The sequence below is a fragment of the Sphingobacterium anhuiense genome (assembly GCF_042686355.1).
In the GTDB taxonomy this organism is placed as follows: domain Bacteria; phylum Bacteroidota; class Bacteroidia; order Sphingobacteriales; family Sphingobacteriaceae; genus Sphingobacterium; species Sphingobacterium anhuiense.
The window spans coordinates 558,939-575,760 of sequence record NZ_JBHUPE010000001.1 but is presented as its reverse complement, the minus strand read 5'-3'; the positions used below and the strand labels follow the sequence as shown (position 1 = coordinate 575,760).

16 protein-coding genes are annotated in these 16,822 nt (G+C 35.3%); 7 read left to right on the top strand and 9 right to left on the bottom strand.

The window, feature by feature from the left end:
• Window positions 1–10 precede the first annotated feature (10 nt).
• The 4 genes from ACFS6I_RS02520 to ACFS6I_RS02505 form a co-directional block, all read right to left on the bottom strand.
• Complete coding sequence (locus ACFS6I_RS02520) at window positions 11–1,498, bottom strand: amino acid permease (protein WP_380917961.1); 1,488 nt, start codon at window positions 1,496–1,498, stop codon at window positions 11–13.
• A gap of 361 nt (window positions 1,499–1,859) precedes the next feature.
• A complete protein-coding gene (locus ACFS6I_RS02515) occupies window positions 1,860–2,564 on the bottom strand; it encodes a hypothetical protein (protein ID WP_380917959.1) in 705 nt (234 codons plus the stop codon).
• A 111-nt stretch (window positions 2,565–2,675) separates the two neighbouring features.
• Entirely contained in the window at window positions 2,676–4,625 is a 1,950-nt protein-coding gene (locus ACFS6I_RS02510) for a M1 family metallopeptidase (protein WP_380917957.1), read from the bottom strand.
• A gap of 87 nt (window positions 4,626–4,712) precedes the next feature.
• Entirely contained in the window at window positions 4,713–5,060 is a 348-nt protein-coding gene (locus tag ACFS6I_RS02505; RefSeq protein ID WP_021192277.1) for an ArsC family reductase, read from the bottom strand.
• A 226-nt stretch (window positions 5,061–5,286) separates the two neighbouring features.
• Between ACFS6I_RS02505 and fbaA the strand changes: the two genes are divergently transcribed.
• Complete coding sequence (gene fbaA, locus ACFS6I_RS02500) at window positions 5,287–6,366, top strand: class II fructose-bisphosphate aldolase (RefSeq protein ID WP_021192276.1); 1,080 nt, start codon at window positions 5,287–5,289, stop codon at window positions 6,364–6,366.
• Window positions 6,367–6,544: 178 nt separating this feature from the next.
• Entirely contained in the window at window positions 6,545–7,219 is a 675-nt protein-coding gene (locus ACFS6I_RS02495) for a head GIN domain-containing protein (RefSeq protein ID WP_132772856.1), read from the top strand.
• A gap of 57 nt (window positions 7,220–7,276) precedes the next feature.
• On the opposite strand, the gene ACFS6I_RS02490 is transcribed toward ACFS6I_RS02495, so the two are convergent.
• The 5 genes from ACFS6I_RS02490 to ACFS6I_RS02470 form a co-directional block, all read right to left on the bottom strand.
• The gene (locus ACFS6I_RS02490; protein ID WP_183915015.1) at window positions 7,277–8,140 is read right to left on the bottom strand and encodes a fumarylacetoacetate hydrolase family protein; all 864 of its coding nucleotides are present in this window, start codon (window positions 8,138–8,140) and stop codon (window positions 7,277–7,279) included.
• Between the two features lie 184 nt (window positions 8,141–8,324).
• The gene (rimK, locus tag ACFS6I_RS02485) at window positions 8,325–9,257 is read right to left on the bottom strand and encodes a 30S ribosomal protein S6--L-glutamate ligase (protein ID WP_021192273.1); all 933 of its coding nucleotides are present in this window, start codon (window positions 9,255–9,257) and stop codon (window positions 8,325–8,327) included.
• A gap of 66 nt (window positions 9,258–9,323) precedes the next feature.
• A complete protein-coding gene (locus ACFS6I_RS02480; protein WP_021192272.1) occupies window positions 9,324–9,758 on the bottom strand; it encodes an ATP-dependent zinc protease family protein in 435 nt (144 codons plus the stop codon).
• 53 nt (window positions 9,759–9,811) lie between these two features.
• A complete protein-coding gene (locus ACFS6I_RS02475) occupies window positions 9,812–10,990 on the bottom strand; it encodes an AIR synthase related protein (protein WP_132772853.1) in 1,179 nt (392 codons plus the stop codon).
• Between the two features lie 59 nt (window positions 10,991–11,049).
• Window positions 11,050–11,535: a DNA-deoxyinosine glycosylase gene (locus ACFS6I_RS02470; RefSeq protein ID WP_380917952.1), complete on the bottom strand. Its 486-nt coding sequence runs from the start codon at window positions 11,533–11,535 to the stop codon at window positions 11,050–11,052.
• A 121-nt stretch (window positions 11,536–11,656) separates the two neighbouring features.
• Between ACFS6I_RS02470 and ACFS6I_RS02465 the strand changes: the two genes are divergently transcribed.
• From ACFS6I_RS02465 to ACFS6I_RS02445, 5 genes are all read left to right on the top strand, one after another.
• Window positions 11,657–12,529 (top strand): SPFH domain-containing protein, encoded by an 873-nt coding sequence (locus ACFS6I_RS02465; RefSeq protein ID WP_168125862.1) that lies wholly within the window; start codon window positions 11,657–11,659, stop codon window positions 12,527–12,529.
• A 17-nt stretch (window positions 12,530–12,546) separates the two neighbouring features.
• Window positions 12,547–12,735, top strand: coding sequence for a hypothetical protein (locus tag ACFS6I_RS02460; protein WP_021192268.1), 189 nt, complete (start codon window positions 12,547–12,549; stop codon window positions 12,733–12,735).
• Between the two features lie 170 nt (window positions 12,736–12,905).
• Window positions 12,906–13,610, top strand: coding sequence for a dipeptidase PepE (gene pepE / locus ACFS6I_RS02455; RefSeq protein ID WP_206368135.1), 705 nt, complete (start codon window positions 12,906–12,908; stop codon window positions 13,608–13,610).
• A gap of 67 nt (window positions 13,611–13,677) precedes the next feature.
• Complete coding sequence (gene mgtE / locus ACFS6I_RS02450) at window positions 13,678–14,994, top strand: magnesium transporter (RefSeq protein WP_380917949.1); 1,317 nt, start codon at window positions 13,678–13,680, stop codon at window positions 14,992–14,994.
• Window positions 14,995–15,087: 93 nt separating this feature from the next.
• Complete coding sequence (locus ACFS6I_RS02445; RefSeq protein WP_380917947.1) at window positions 15,088–16,821, top strand: thiamine pyrophosphate-dependent enzyme; 1,734 nt, start codon at window positions 15,088–15,090, stop codon at window positions 16,819–16,821.
• Window position 16,822: the final 1 nt, after the last annotated feature.

The window sequence follows — 16,822 nt, the reverse complement described above, 5'->3', positions numbered from 1 at the left end:
CTTTTTTATGTTATTCTTCTGTCTTATGCTCAGCGGCATATTCTTTTCTTATTTTCGAATGTTTTTTACTATAAACAAAGTAGATTATTACACCAATCAACATCCAGATGCCTAATCGTTCCCAAGATTCAACAGGTAATGATGCCATCATTAATACACAGACTAAAATACCGAGTATTGGAATAAGCGGTACAAATGGTGTTTTAAATGGACGTTCCAGGTTTGGTTCTGTTTTGCGTAATACAAGTATCCCTATGCACACTAATGTAAATGCAAACAAGGTACCAATACTGACCATGTGGCCTAAATCGGATACGGGCACAAATCCGGCAAAAATACTTACAAATACCATGAAAATTAAATTTGTTTTCCAAGGAGTCTGTCTTTTTGATAGATCTGAAAATATTCGAGGTAATAGACCATCTTTACTCATTGAATAAAATACACGGCTTTGACCTAAAAGCATGACCAAAATTACAGATGTATATCCAGCGATAATCGTTACGATTAAAGCTGTGTTTAAGAAGGTATAACCTGTTTTTGCAAATGCAGTGGCAACAGGTTTGGCATCACCTTTAAACTCAGTGTAAGGTGCCAATCCAGTCAATACATATGAAAACAATACATATAGTAAGGTACAGATAATCAAAGAACCAATAATACCGATTGGCATTCCTTTTTTAGGATTTTTAGCTTCTTGCGCAGCAGTACTAACAGCATCAAAACCGATAAAAGCAAAAAATACAACTCCAGCCGCTCTCAGGATACCGCTAAAACCAAAATGACCAAAATCATCGCTACCCAGAAAACTCCAGAAGCTTAACTGGCCACTTTTCACCATTTCTTCTCCATGATTGACAGGTATAAAAGGTGTGTGATTCGCTGGATCTATGAATCCCCAACCCAATACAATGAAAATTAGAACTACAGCAACTTTTAGAATAACTAAAATGTTATTTACAAAAGAAGATTCTTCTGTACCACGCATTAAAAGTAGTGATAGTAAACAAACAATGATAATTGCAGGGACATTGACAATACCACCTTCCCAAGGACCATGTAGAAATTGAGTTGGAATTTCGACGCCTAATGTTACAAGAAGTTGATTGAAGTATTGGGACCAACTAACAGATACCGTAGCTGCTGCCAAAGCATATTCTAACACTAGATCCCATCCAATTATCCACGCCATAAATTCACCCATCGTAGCATATGAATAGGTATAAGCAGATCCAGCAACCGGGATCATCGATGCAAATTCTGCATAACATAAACCTGCAAAACCACAGCCTACAGCCGCAATAATAAAAGAGAGTACTACAGCAGGACCAGCATGGTCGGCCGCCGCTATACCTGTCAGTGAAAATAAGCCTGCACCTATAATGGCACCTACTCCTAATGCAATAAGTCCAGAACTGGAGAGTGTACGTTTTAATGTACCTTGGCCATTTAGCTCTGCTTCTGCGATTAATTTGCTAATCGATTTTTTAAAAAGCATAAATATATTTTAAGTGGGTTGTTTTTTAATGTTTATTGATTGTCTTTTCAAAGTCAAATATAGTTTATTATATGAAAAAAGAGGAAGTTTTTTTTGTTTCTGTTCTTGATATAATGATAATTAATGTTTATAAAGCTGTTGTAAAGTATTTTTACATAGCCTAACGTATTTAAACTTGTTCAAAATAAAAGAAAGAAATTTTTAAATAAAGTATTGGGAGTTTGAACATAGAATGGTAAAGAATCTGCGCGTTAATGATTCAATGTTCGTATAAAGGCTTTAAAAATGAAAAAGCTTTAAACCTTATATGTGAAATATTTTGGTTTAAAGCTTTTTTGAACTTATAATAAAGTTGAATTTACTATTTTCCTTTTTTCGTGTTGTATTTTTTGTAGGCATCTATAATATACAGCTTAACATCTTCTGCTGAGGCTTGCTCAATGAATTTGTAAGTCGGTCTGTATTGCTCTTTGAAAAGAGCCAAATCTGGATTTTTTAGAGGCGTTACGGATTGGATTAAGTCATCTGTGAATTTACGATCGATAGCTCTTTTATGTTGCTCCTCTACTAAAAGTTTGTAGTTTTGACGTGCTCTTTTTCCTTCTTTACTAAATAGTCGAGAAGGAGAGAGACGGATACCGCCACGTTGTTGACCAACATCGGAGTATTTTCCCGCGATTTTTGTTGCATTGATTTCTGCAATTAATCTACTATCTGTCATTCTTTCAATATAGACTTCATTTAGTTCAATTACTGAGTTTAATCTATTTAGATAAACTCTTTTAACACCATAATCATAGACAAAAACTGTGTCTTTTTCATAACCGATAGCCTCTATCGCTAAATAATCATTCAATTGAGCATCAATAATAAAATTGCCTTCTTGATCTGTTTGCACAATTTTATTTGTACGGGTATTTTTGATAGAAACTCCTTCAATTTTTTGACTACTGACCAATTCCATGGCAATTCCTTTTATTTTTTCCTGCGCTTTGAGATTGCTAAAGATACTGGAAATTCCCAGAAGTGTCAATATGCTTAAACTATGTATGAATGCTGTTTTCATTTTTCCTTTTTATATAACCAAAAATACATAAATATAAGTAGTAATGTATTTAAAAGAAATTATTTTAATAAAAAAATCTCATATATGATTGTATATGAGATTTTCTGTTTTTTATTTTGCTGTCCAGATATTGTTTTCCGGAACATGATCTGGAAAAACTTTATCAGGATCTAATTGAACTGATATTAAAGGTTCTTTTGAATCTATTTTGAAGTCAAAAGATTGGTTTCTTTCCCAAATTTCTACGGGTAATTTTTTTCGAATTTTCTTTCCTGATACTGTTGTGGCTTCAACCACTACAGGCATAGGAAGTTTTTCTAAATTTTGAACCGTAATAACGGAACCTAATTTAGGGTCATTTTTTATGTATGTTACTTTATTGATTGCCTGATCAAGACGCCAGTTGTTTAGAAACCAACCGCGCCAAAACCAATTTAAATTTTCCCCTGTCCCATTTTCCATTGAACGGAAAAAATCTTCTGGTGTCGGATGTTTATAGGCCCAATCAGAAATGTATTTTTTGAATGCATAATCAAAACGTTCTGCGCCAATAATTTCATTTCTTAATAATTTGAGACCATAAGCAGGTTTATAGTAAAGCAATATACCAATATTGCGTTCATCCATGCTTTGTGGTGTATTCATTATCGCTTCTAAGCGAGGATCTGTAAATCGGACTGCTTGACTGTTTGGATCTCCAACTTGTTTAAAATATTCACCGTTATTGAAACTTTCGGTTGCAATTTCATTTATGAAAGAGTTGAATCCTTCATCCATCCAGCCAAATTCTCTTTCGTTGCTGGATACGATCATTGGAAACCAGTTATGGCCAAATTCATGATTGGTTACCCCCCATAAGGATCCAGCTCGTGCTTTATTGCCACAAAAAGATAATGCAGGGTATTCCATGCCTCCAACATTGGAAGCTACGTTGACAGCTACAGGATAGGGATAATCAAACCATTTGTTGGAGTAATGTTCAATGGCCGCTTTGGTATACTCGGTAGAACGTTCCCAGGCATTATTACCATTACTTTCTTCTGGGTAAGCAGAAATAGCAAGTGATTTTTTTCCATTGACCAAATTAATTCTCGCCGCATCCAATATAAAAGAAGAGGAAGAAGCCCATGCAATATCTTGCGCATTATTTAAAATGTATTTCCACGTTAGGCTTTTTTTATTTGGTCTTGAGTTTGCTTGAGCGACCTCTTGTGCAGAACGTATGATGACTGTCTGGTCACTATTTTTGGCATTTTCATAGCGTTTAAACTGTTCTGCCGTAAATACTTCTTGTGGGTTCTGAAGTTCTCCCCCCAAAACGACAATGTGATTCGCGGGAGCCGTTATCTGTACCTGATAATTACCAAATTCACGATAAAATTCGCCAGGCCCCGTATAAGGTATTGTATTCCATCCTCGAATGTTGTCGTAAACGCACACTCTAGGGAACCATTGTGCGATGGCAAAAACATTACCTTTGGCGGCTTTTAATATTCCCGTTCTATCGGCACCATACTCTGGTATTGTGTATGAATATTGTATCTTAAATCCTGTTTTACCACCTTTTGCTGCTAAGGCTTGAGTTAGCCTAATTTGCATGCGGGTATCGGTGATGATATAATCAACCGGTTTACCAGTTAAATCGGTGACAGAAGATATCGTATAGCCGCCATCAAAACTTGCGTTAGCATCACCATATCTACTTTTTGTTAATGGAGATATGGCTTGACCTCGACCTTCTTTGGAGAACATATTTTGGTCTAACTGAAGCCATACATAGTCCAGCTGATCTGGACTATTATTGCTATAATTTATTTCAACATTTCCAGCAATTGTATTTTTTTGATCGTCTAATGTTGCTGTAATTTTATAGTCAGCATTGTTTTGCCAGTAAGCTGGTCCTGGTTTTCCACTTGCTGAGCGAAATTCATCACCATTATTATTAAAAAATAAAGGAGCAAATGCCTCAGTATAACTATAATTGCTTTTTTGTTGAGCAAAACTTGAAGTTGATAATGATAAGGACAGAATACTTATTGACAATAAGGGTAATCTTTTCATACTTAATTGTAGGGATTGTTCTGCCTAAATATAGTATGAAAAGATGTATTGTTAAATTTTTTCGAAGAAATAGTCAGATTGTAACGATTATTTTAGAGAGGAAGCGTATTCTAGTTCATCGAAACCGAGCAAAATTTGCTTTCCTCCTTCAATTACAGGTCTTTTAATCATACTTGTGTTTTTGATCAGAACTTGGTTAGCGGTGTGTGCATCTGTAACGGTCGCTTGTTCTTCTACATCAAGTTTTTTCCATGTGGTTCCTTTTTTATTCAGCAGTTTTTCCCAACTGATTTCTTTTTCCCATTCCTCGAGTTTATTTTCAGAGATGCCTTCCTTTTTATAGTCGTGAAATGTATAAGGCAATTGATGTTCTTCTAACCAATTGATCGCTTTTTTCACTGTGTTGCAGTTTTTGATTCCGTATACGTGTAACATATTTGTTCTATATTTTAATTCAAACTTAGAGAAATTGTAATTGATATCCAATATCGTATAGGTGAATATTAAATTATAGATGCTATTGGGTAAACTTCTTTATTTAGTGAGCATAGATCATTGTGTTAGTGTAAGAAGTACACTTTATAAATTATGTAGAACAATATTTTTTTTTTAACTTAGTCCATAAATATTGAGATTATAAATAACAAAAGCAAATTATAATATGAGCCTAAAAGATTTTAAAGGTGTATTGACGGGAGATCAAGTACAAGAATTGTTTGAATTAGCAAAAACACACAAATTCGCATTACCAGCTGTTAACGTAACTGGTACAAACTCGATTAATGCTGTGATGGAAACCGCAAAAGCGGTTAACTCACCAGTGATTATTCAATTGTCAAATGGTGGAGCACAATTTTACGCTGGTAAAACGTTAAATAATGATGGATTAAAGGCATGTATTCTAGGTGCTGTCGCTGCTGCTCAACACGTTCATTTATTAGCAGAGCACTATGGTGTTGCAGTTATTTTACATACAGACCATGCTGCTAAGAAATTATTACCTTGGATCGACGGTTTATTAGATGCTGGTGAGAAGTTTTTCGCACAACATGGTAAACCATTATTCTCTTCTCATATGTTAGATTTGTCTGAAGAGCCTATTGAAGAAAATATTGAGATTTCAGCAAAATACTTAGCACGTATGAAGCCGCTTGGAATGACTGTTGAAATCGAATTGGGTGTAACAGGTGGTGAAGAAGATGGTGTAGATAATTCTGATGTTGATAGTTCGAAATTATACACACAACCGGAAGAGGTAGCTTATGCTTATGAAGAATTATCAAAGGTGTCTGATAAATTTACTGTAGCAGCAGCTTTTGGTAATGTACACGGGGTATATAAGCCGGGAAATGTAAAATTACAACCTGTTATTTTACACAACTCACAAGAATTCATTCGTGAGAAATTTAATTTAACTGCTGATAAACCTGTTAATTTTGTTTTCCACGGTGGTTCGGGCTCAACTCCTGAAGAGATTGCAGAAGCAATTTCATATGGTGCAATCAAAATGAACATCGATACAGATATGCAATGGGCTATGTGGGATGGTGTTCGTGAGTATGAAGCTAAAAACCATGATTATTTACAAGGTCAAATCGGTAATCCTGAAGGAGCTGATTCTCCAAATAAAAAATACTACGATCCCCGCGTTTGGTTACGTAAGGGAGAAGAAGCTTTCGTTACACGTTTGAAACAAGCTTTCCAAGAATTGAATGCAATTGATGTTAATAGCAAGTTATAATATCGATTGAGTCTACATTTGAGTAGTACTAAAAAGCGTATGAGGTAATTTCACTTCGTACGCTTTTTTGTTGTGGCTGTGTTTTTTATTTATTTTTGTTAAAATCTGCTAAATTTTATCTTAAAGTCAGGAATGGTGCATATTTTGCAGGATAGTTATACGAATAGAATATATTGATATGAAAAAATTAGGATTAGGTGCTATTTTATTTTTTATTGCGCAATTAGGAATTGCTCAGACAAAGCAGAACGTGGGTACGTTTAATTCGGTAGATGTTACAGATAAAATTCAGGTTGAATTAATTCATGGCAATTCCAATGAGGTTGTTACTGAAGGGGCTAATTCTGAAAATATCCAAGTTATCAACAAAAACGGTGCATTACGTATTAAAATGAATACTTTAAATGCGCTTCAAGGAAATAATATCAGTGTTAAGGTATACTATCAATCTTTGAATAGTTTATCTGCCAAAAAAGGAGCGAAGATTGTTAATAGAGAAAAAGAGAAAATAGTAGCCGATCAATTAAATGTTTCCGCGGCAGAGGGTGGTTTAGTGGTTGTTTATGTGGAGGCTAAAAAGGTAGATGTTAAGCCTACTTCAGGTTCTACAATTTCACTTATTGGAAAAAGTATCACACAAGATGTTGTGTCTAATTTCGGCGGTAAATATGAAGGTAAAGAATTGATAACAGATGTAACTAATGTTACGGTCAATGGCGGTGGTCAAGCAGAGGTATATGCAAAAGATTCTATTGTTGCTAAAACGCGTGCGGGTGGCGTTATTGAAGTTTATGGAAAACCTGCACATAAATCTGAGAAGAAATTGGCTGGTGGAATAATTAATTATAAATAATCTACTAGAGCAGATTAAAAAAAGCACTTAATTTTTTAAGTGCTTTTTTTAATGATTTTAACTGGATTCTTTCTGGAAGTTAATCAGTGTGTTCTTAGCAACACCTAAACCTTCTATTCCATATTCAATTTCATCACCCTCTACTAAAAATCGTTGCGGTACATGTCCTATACCTGTGCCAGCAGGTGAGCCGGTTGAAATAATATCTCCGGGGAATAATCCAAAGAAATCCGAAATATAGGAAATTAATTCTTTAACAGGAGTAATGAAATTTTTTGTATTTCCTTCCTGCATTAATTTACCGTTGAGTTTTAACCAAATTCTTAAATTCCCATCGTCTTCAATTTCGTCTTTTGTTACAAAATAGGGGCCTAAAGGAGCAAAAGTATTATAGCCCTTTCCTTTATCCCAGGTACCACCTCTATGTTTCATAAAATGACGCTCTGTTACATCATTCATCATAACATATCCAGCGATATAATCTGATGATTCCGCTGTCGAAATATGTGTGCCCTTTTTTCCGATCACAACAGCAAGTTCTGTCTCCCAGTCTGTATGGTATGAGTTTTTTGGAATTATAATGTTATCAAAGGGGCCATTTAATGCTGAAATAGCTTTTAAAAATAATATTGGCTCTTGTTCTTGAGCTAATCCAGTTTCTTTTGCATGGTCAGAATAATTAAGTCCTACGCATACAATTTTAGTTGGATTTGCAATTGGTGTTCCGATACGACTCTCGGAAGGAATCGGCTTTAAGCTTGTACGGTTATTTATCACAAACTCTTCTAATCTTTCGAGCCCACCATTAGCGAGAAATTTATTGTCATAATCTTCTCCAAAATCGGAAGTGTCATAGTGAACTTCATTGATTAAAATTCCTGTTTTTTCTTCATTTAGTGGTCCGTAGCGAAATAACTTCATAGCATCTTAAAATATAATCGGCAAATGTAACCGTATAATCCTATTTATTCGTTTTAGTATTGTCAAAATCAGGTAATGAAATTTTGGGCTTTTCTATCATGTATTCTAAACAGATGATTTTTCATATCATTATATGAAGTTCATATAAACAAAAAAGGTTCCTTTTTTAGAGGAACCTTAATTTTTATAAATCGCTTTGCTTTTTCTTCTTTTTACGAATCTCTGGTTTGGCAGCTTTCTTTAATTCAAACTGTTTTTCGAGATACATGATAATTTCTCCAGCAATATCTTTTTTTGTTGCTTTTTCTATTCCTTCTAATCCAGGAGATGAGTTTACTTCCAGTACGAGAGGACCTCTGTCTGATGGCATCATATCAACACCACAAACTGTTAATCCCATGGAAGCCGCAGCTGCAATGGCAGTCTCACGTTCATTTTTTGTAAGTCTGATAATTTCTGCTGTCCCCCCACGGTGGATGTTAGATCTAAACTCTCCTTCTTTGGCTGTTCTTTTCATTGCACCGACCACTTTTCCTCCAACAACAAATGCACGTATATCTGTTCCTTTCGCTTCTTTGATATATTCTTGTATTAAGATATTATTTCCTAATCCATAGAAAGCTTCTATAACTGAGGAGGCAGCTTTCTTCGTTTCAGCTAATACTACACCAATTCCTTGTGTTCCTTCGAGTAATTTAATAACTAAAGGTGCACCACCGACCATGCTAATCAGGTCGTCAACATCAGATGCAGTACGGGCAAATCCAGTAATGGGAAGACCGATTCCTGCACCAGATAAAATTTGCATACAACGAAGTTTGTCTCGTGATCGTGTGATTGCTTGACTTGGATTGGCTGAAATTACGTCCATTACCTCAAATTGCCTCACAATGGCCGAACCATAGAAAGTAACCGAAGCACCAATTCGAGGAATTATTGCATCAATATCTGAAATATCTTGACCTTTATAGTGGATGCTAGGTTTGCCTTGTTGAATTCCTACATAGCATTTGCTATGATCGATGACAACGCATTCATGTCCACGTTTTTCTGCAGCTTCTACTAATCGACGTGTCGAGTATAAGCTTTTAACTGTTGATAATACAGCGATTTTCACTTTGCTATGATTAGAATGATTTAATTGTAATGTTGGTTCATAAACAATTGTCTATGAATATTCTTTTTATCCAACAGATTTTTGAGATAAGTTAGATCTTGACACGTCCACGATAAACCTTTTTGATAGGAAACTTTTTCCTAGTAACATAGGATATCGCATGGAAGAACGGTTTCTAAAAGATAATTTAATTTCGAAAAACTGATTATATAATTTGGCTTTTGTTAATATGTAATAACGCTTTTCTTTTTGACCGAATGAACTTTTTACAATTTTTTCTCGATAAACAGGAAATTTGAATATGCGAAGTTCTCTTGTTTTAAAATTAACGATAATATGGCAAATAATCCACTTTTGATTTTCAATTATTTTGATTTCATAAGATTCACAATGTAAAACAGATGATCCCGCACCTGTATCTACTTTTGCTTCAATATTAAAAATACCAAGTTCCGGTAAATCTAATGATTCTTTCCAACCCACAATTAGTTTATCTTTCATGGTTATAAGGAGTCATTAGACTTGATAAAATACCAAGTCTAATGACGTTTTAGTTATTCGTAAATAAACTCGCCGTAAGGAGATTTAACTGTTACTTGTTTTGTAGTAGCAGCTTCTACGCGACCAATAATTTGAGCGGGAATACCATAAGATTCGGAGATTGCAATAATTTCTGATGCAATTTCTTCAGGTACATAAAGTTCCATGCGGTGTCCCATGTTGAATACTTTGTACATTTCTTTCCAATCCGTATTTGATTCTTTTTGAATCAAATCAAACAATGGAGGGATAGGGAAGAGGTTGTCTTTGATAACGTGTACTGCATCAACAAAGTGTAATACTTTCGTTTGTGCACCACCTGAACAATGTACCATTCCGTCAATTTGAGAACGGTAAAGATCTAATATTTTTTTGATTACCGGCGCATATGTACGTGTTGGAGAAAGAACTAGTTTTCCTGCTGTAATTTCTTCACCAGTTTCAACTGTGATTTTATCGGTTAAATTTTGACTGCCTGAAAAAACTAAGTCATATGGAACAGCTGGGTCAAAACTTTCCGCATATTTTGCTGCAATATTTTTATTAAAGACATCATGACGTGCTGAAGTTAATCCATTGGATCCCATTCCTCCGTTATATTCGGTCTCATAGTTAGCTTTTCCTGAAGAGGATAAACCAACAATTACATTGCCTGGTTTTATGTTGTGATTAGAAATGACGTCTTCACGTTTCATGCGACAAGTTACCGTACTATCTACAATAATAGTACGTACTAAATCGCCCACATCTGCAGTTTCACCACCTGTTGAATAGATACCGATACCCATCTCACGGAGCTCTGCTAGAATTTCTTCTGTTCCATTGATAATTTCTGCAAGAACTTCTCCTGGAATGACATTCTTATTACGACCAATAGTAGATGATAATAAAATATTATCGGTAGCGCCTACACAAAGTAAGTCATCAAGATTCATGATGATTGCATCTTGTGCAATACCGCGCCAAACAGATATATCACCTGTTTCTTTCCAGTAAACATAGGCCAAGGAAGATTTCGTACCTGCACCATCAGCGTGCATAATATTACACCACTGTTCATCACCACCTAGAATATCAGGAATGATTTTACAAAAAGCTTTTGGATACAATCCTTTATCGATGTTCTTAATAGCATTGTGTACATCCTCTTTACCTGCGGATACACCTCTTTGGTTATATTTTAAATCTGACATGTTGCTGCAAAAATAATGATTCGTTATGAATTTTAAGCTTTTATTGTAGTAAATATTTGTTAATCTTTTTTAAATATGACTTGCCATTCAAGAAGTAATTTTTCTAAAGAGTATTGTGCATTTGCAGGACTTGTGCTGGGTAGTGTGTAATACTGGTATTGATCCGCTTTTTTAAAGTGTTTATCAAACACTTTACGCGCTTTTTGTCCATTAAATATGATGGTATGGAGGTGTTGGTGCTGGGAGAAGAATGTAGTGAGGTCATTTGGAATTTCCTCAAGGATATCGAGATCCATACTGCCTTTTCTTTTTGCTTGTGCGCATACATCCCATAGACCGATCCTATTTTCTAGCAGTATATTTAATTTACCTGAATAAGAATGAAAGTCAGTTATATTAAAAATCCGTTGGATTAATTTCCAGAAGCGATTCTGAGGATGTGCATAATATTCTTGGGCTTGAAGGGACCTGTCTCCTGGTAAAGAACCCAATATTAATACTTGAATATCTTTATTTTGAATGGGTAAGAATGATTGTTTAAACATCTTGATAATAAACATTTATGCCGAATATAAAGAATCCTTTTTGATCTGGCATATTTTATTTTGAAATGAAATCTTAATGCTATATATTTGATATCAAACTAATATCAAAACTTAAAAAAATATGGAAAAATTAATTAAACCTCTTTCTGGTTATTTAGCTCTTTTAATTGCTATTGTTCTTTTTGTACTTGGAATCGTATGTTTCTTTCAAGCAGAAGCTTCTTCCTGGTATATTGCGGTGGGGATTTTATTTATTTTAACCACACTGTTCTTGTTAAAGGGTCTGATGATCATTAATCCAAATCATTCACGTGTGTTGAATTTTTTTGGAAGTTATATTGGTACAGTAAAAGAAAATGGGTTATTTTTTGTTAATCCTTTGTACTCTACTTTAAATGTTAGTCTACGATCGGATAATTTACAGGGACAAACTTTAAAAGTAAATGATAAAATGGGAAATCCTATTGAAATAGGCGCTGTTATTGTTTGGCAAGTTGGTGATACTTATAAGGCTACTTATGATGTGACAAATTATACTTCATATGTCCGCACACAAAGCGAAGCGGCTGTGCGGCATTTGGCTGGTAGTTTTCCTTATGATAATTTGGAAATAGATCCTAATAATCAAGCAACAATTACTTTGCGTGAAGGTGGAGATACTGTTAATCATATCTTAGAAAAAGAATTATTAGAGCGTTTGGCTCCAGCTGGTATTATTATAAAAGAGGCGCGGATCAGTCATTTAGCATATGCTTCTGAAATTGCCGGAGCAATGTTACAAAGACAGCAGGCAACTGCGATTGTTGCCGCTCGTGCTAAAATTGTTGAAGGTGCAGTTGGTATGGTAGAAATGGCTTTGCAAAGATTGTCTGAAAAAGATATAGTTGAGCTTGATAATGATAAAAAGGCAGCAATGGTTAGTAATTTGATGGTTGTACTCTGCGGGGAAAAGGCGGCATCTCCTGTGTTAAATACGGGAACCCTGTATCAATAGTTTTATTAATAAATAATATGGCGGAAAAAAAGAATTTCATGCTCCGGATTGATAGTGATGTATATAAGGCATTGGAAAAATGGTCTGCCGACGAATTTAGGAGTGTGAACGGGCAAATAGAGTTTTTATTGAATAAGGCGTTGAAAGAAGAAAAGCGCTTACTTGATAAAAAAATAAAAACAACTTCAGATAAATCAGCAGAGTAGTTTGTTGTTAGTTTAACATCCTTGATGGAGATTTATTGCATTTGACATGTGAGAGTTGCTAGTGTGAAAGTAAAGGTTTCTAAAATCATTTTCACACTAGCTTTTTTAATGATGAAATAACATAATAAATTTTAAATTTGAATGAATTTTGAGTGGTAAGATAGATAGATATGAATAATAATTTTAGATTGCTTGTTATCAGTACAAGTACGATCCATGGGAGTTCTTTTTTGACCTATATAAAAAATGATTTGGTTGACTTTATTCAGACCGATGAATTGATATTTGTACCTTACGCAAGGCCATCTGGTATTTCTTATGATGAATATACAGCTCATGTTCAGGAAGCTTTAAAAGATAAAGGAATTCGGGTAAAAGGTCTACACACTTTTTCTGATCAAAAGGATGCAATAAAAAAAGCAAAAGCAATTTTTATAGGAGGAGGAAATACTTTTCTTTTGCTCAAGACTTTGTATGAATTGGATCTTGTTAGTGAAATTAAATCGGCTGTTGCTTCTGGTTTACGTTATGTGGGTACTTCAGCTGGATCTAATTTAACGGGCTTGACAATTGGTACAACTAACGATATGCCGATCGTTTATCCCCCTAGTTTTGAAGCGTTACAGTTTTTACCTTTTAATCTCAACCCACATTATCTTGATCCAGATCCTAACTCTACACATAAAGGTGAAACGAGAGAGACAAGAATCCAAGAATTTCATCAATTCAACAGTCAGGCTGTGTTGGGTTTACGAGAGGGTAGCTGGTTACATGTTGAGCATGGTCAAATTGAATTGAAAGGTGTACTGTCTGCACGATTATTTCAACAAGGAAAAGATCCTATTGAGCTTAATCCTGGTCAACTTCAATTTTGAGATATTTACAAAATACTTTAGCAATTTAGCTTCTAGATTTTAGCGGTGATTAAAAAAGTAATTATTTATGAGTAAAAAAATAAAAGTACATCCCGCAGATATTGCTGAAAATCTAAGTAAATTAGACAAAGAGGCTTTGTATGAGCAATTTAATCATTATGATTTTGACTTGCAACTTGAGATATTTTCTTTTTTAGAAAAGGATGTTCAATATCGCCTAGCGAAATCCCTCTCAGAATCGGAACTGAAAGAATTACTTAACAACTTAAAGCCTGATATTAGGAATCAGCTATTTTCTGATTTACCTGATGATTTGATTAAGTACTTAATTAATTTGTTAAATGAACGTGAAAAACAGTTAGCGTTGAAGCTGATTGGCTATGATGAAAATAGTATTGCACATCTCATGACCCCGATGTATGTCCAAGTTAGACCATATTTTACTGTTGAACATGTTTTTAAGCATATTAAGCTTTTTGGAAAGAAGGCTGAAACCTTAAATTTTATATATGTTGTCGATGAAAAGAATGTGCTAATTGATGATTTAAAAATAGGTGAATTGTTATTAGCCGATACAGATACTGAAATTTCAGAACTGATTGATCATAATTTTGTTGCTATCAGAGCCGCAACTCCTATGGAGGAGGCATTTGAGATTTTCCAGAAATACGATCGAAGTGCGCTTCCTATCACGACGGATAATGGTGTATTGGTCGGTATTGTGACATTTGATGATGTATTGGATCAGATAAAAGATCGAGATACGGAAGATATCCAACGTTTTGGCGGGATGGATGAACTTGATGTTGCTTATACAAAAACTCCGCTACTTAAATTGATTCAAAAAAGAGCTGGTTGGTTGATTATTTTGTTTTTAAGTGAAATGCTAACAGCTTCAGCGATGGCTTACTTTGACGGAGAAATTGAAAAGGCTGTAGTTCTTGCTTTATTTGTTCCATTAATTATTTCTAGTGGCGGAAATTCTGGATCGCAAGCCGCATCATTAATTATTCGAGCCATGGCTTTGGGAGAGATAAAACTTAAGGACTGGTGGTATGTCATGAAACGTGAGATTTCATCTGGTCTGATTTTGGGAGGTATATTGGGTACTATTGGTTTTCTTAGAATTTTACTTTGGCAAGAACTGGGAATATATGATTATGGTATTTACTGGGTTTATATTGCACTAAGTGTTTCTTTATCTTTACTTTTTGTTGTGCTTTGGGGTACATTATCCGGTTCGGTTATCCCATTTGTACTACGCAGATTCGGTTTAGATCCGGCAACAGCTTCAGCACCTTTTGTCGCAACTTTGGTTGATGTATCCGGATTGATTATTTATTTTACCGTTGCGGGCTTATTATTATCGGGTAAGCTATTATAGCCTTTATTAACAGAATATTTTAAAACTGATTTTATTTTTCATTGTTATTTAGTATAGGGGGTGTTGATTTCCCCTTAACTTAAATAATTTAATATGGCAAAGATTGTAGCAGATCAGTTGGTTGAAATGCTTGTGGAAGCAGGTGTAAAACGCGTTTACGCGGTTACTGGAGATAGTCTTAATTTTTTTAATGAAGCAATACGTAAAGATGGCCGACTTAAATGGATTCATGTGCGTCATGAAGAAGTTGGGGCTTATGCAGCGGCTGCTGAAGCGGAACTGGATGGCATAGCATGTTGCGCAGGTAGCTGCGGACCTGGTCACGTCCATCTCATAAATGGCATGTATGATGCTCATCGTTCACACGTTCCCATGATTGTAATTGCTTCTACAATTAATACCTCGGAGATGGGCATGGGGTATTTTCAAGAGACAAATACTGTAAAGCTTTTTGATGACTGCAGTTGCTACAACCAATTAATAACTACTGCCGAACAGGCTCCTCGAATTATTCAGACTGCCATACAGCATGCAATAGGACAGAAAGGAGTTGCTGTCATCGGTTTGCCAGGGGATGTATCAGAAATGAAAGCTGAAGATTCTTCGGTGTCTACCCAATTATTTTATGTAAATCCTGTCATTCGGCCTTCTGATAGTGAATTAGACGCTCTTGCAAAAGTTATTAACGCGAGTAAATGTGTTACCGTTTTTTGCGGAATTGGAGCATCTGGGGCTCATCCTGAAATTGTACAATTATCTCAAAAGATTTTGGCCCCAGTAGGGTATTCTTTTAGAGGTAAAATGGGGATTCAACATGATAATCCTTACGAAATAGGAATGACTGGTTTGCTAGGGCAAGCCGCAGCCTATCAAAGTATGCATGAGTCAGATTTGATTTTATTATTAGGTACGGATTTCCCTTATGATAAGTTTATGCCTACTAATAATAAGATTATTCAAATTGATACTGCTGTTGAACGATTAGGACGACGCGCAAAATTGGAAATGGGATTGTGCGGGGATATCAAACATACTTTACAGGCACTTCTTCCGTTGCTGGAACAAAAAGAAGATGCAAGTTTCCTTGAAGCTCAGCTGAAGATCTATGAGAAAGTAAAGGACAATATGCGTAGTTTTATGCAAGAAAAAGGAGGGGAGGATACAATTCAGCCAGAATATTTGGCACACTGTATTAATGAACTGGCTACGGACAATGCTATATTTACGGTGGACACGGGGATGACCTGTGTCTGGGGGGCGCGCTTTATTTCAGGGACTGGTAAACGGCAGATGCTCGGTTCTTTCAATCATGGATCTATGGCCAATGCGATGCCAATGGCAATTGGAGCTGCTTTATCTCATCCAGAACGGCAAGTTATTGCATTATGTGGTGATGGTGGATTGTCGATGTTGCTTGGTGATTTAGCTACTATTAATCAATATCAACTGCCTGTAAAAATAATTGTTTTTAATAATCGGGCTCTTGGTATGGTCAAATTAGAGATGGAAGTTGCCGGACTTCCTGATAACGAAACTAATATGGTAAATCCTGATTTTGCCGCTATAGCGGAGGCGATGGGTTTTAAAGGTATGAATGTACATAAGCCTGAAGAGGTTTGGAATGCTGTTGAGTTTGCTTTAGCGCATCCTGGTCCAATTCTATTAAATGTTTTTACGAATCCAAATGCGCTAGCTATGCCTCCTAAGGTTGATTTTGATCAAATGGTAGGAATGGCAAAGTCAATGTCTAAATTGATGCTTGGAGGTAAAATGCAGGAAGTTTTGGATACGATTAAATCTAACTATAAACACCTTAAAGAATTGTAGT

Bases quoted from the DNA above. Each gene is read 5' to 3' on its own strand.
- pepE (WP_206368135.1), top strand. From the start codon at position 12,906: ATGAATAATAATTTTAGATTGCTTGTTATCAGTACAAGTACGATCCAT.
- ACFS6I_RS02490 (WP_183915015.1), bottom strand. From the start codon at position 8,140: ATGAAGTTATTTCGCTACGGACCACTAAATGAAGAAAAAACAGGAATT.
- mgtE (WP_380917949.1), top strand. From the start codon at position 13,678: ATGAGTAAAAAAATAAAAGTACATCCCGCAGATATTGCTGAAAATCTA.
- ACFS6I_RS02470 (WP_380917952.1), bottom strand. From the start codon at position 11,535: ATGTTTAAACAATCATTCTTACCCATTCAAAATAAAGATATTCAAGTA.
- ACFS6I_RS02505 (WP_021192277.1), bottom strand. From the start codon at position 5,060: ATGTTACACGTATACGGAATCAAAAACTGCAACACAGTGAAAAAAGCG.
- ACFS6I_RS02445 (WP_380917947.1), top strand. From the start codon at position 15,088: ATGGCAAAGATTGTAGCAGATCAGTTGGTTGAAATGCTTGTGGAAGCA.
- ACFS6I_RS02475 (WP_132772853.1), bottom strand. From the start codon at position 10,990: ATGTCAGATTTAAAATATAACCAAAGAGGTGTATCCGCAGGTAAAGAG.
- ACFS6I_RS02460 (WP_021192268.1), top strand. From the start codon at position 12,547: ATGGCGGAAAAAAAGAATTTCATGCTCCGGATTGATAGTGATGTATAT.
- ACFS6I_RS02510 (WP_380917957.1), bottom strand. From the start codon at position 4,625: ATGAAAAGATTACCCTTATTGTCAATAAGTATTCTGTCCTTATCATTA.
- ACFS6I_RS02520 (WP_380917961.1), bottom strand. From the start codon at position 1,498: ATGCTTTTTAAAAAATCGATTAGCAAATTAATCGCAGAAGCAGAGCTA.
- fbaA (WP_021192276.1), top strand. From the start codon at position 5,287: ATGAGCCTAAAAGATTTTAAAGGTGTATTGACGGGAGATCAAGTACAA.
- ACFS6I_RS02515 (WP_380917959.1), bottom strand. From the start codon at position 2,564: ATGAAAACAGCATTCATACATAGTTTAAGCATATTGACACTTCTGGGA.
- ACFS6I_RS02495 (WP_132772856.1), top strand. From the start codon at position 6,545: ATGAAAAAATTAGGATTAGGTGCTATTTTATTTTTTATTGCGCAATTA.
- ACFS6I_RS02480 (WP_021192272.1), bottom strand. From the start codon at position 9,758: ATGAAAGATAAACTAATTGTGGGTTGGAAAGAATCATTAGATTTACCG.
- ACFS6I_RS02465 (WP_168125862.1), top strand. From the start codon at position 11,657: ATGGAAAAATTAATTAAACCTCTTTCTGGTTATTTAGCTCTTTTAATT.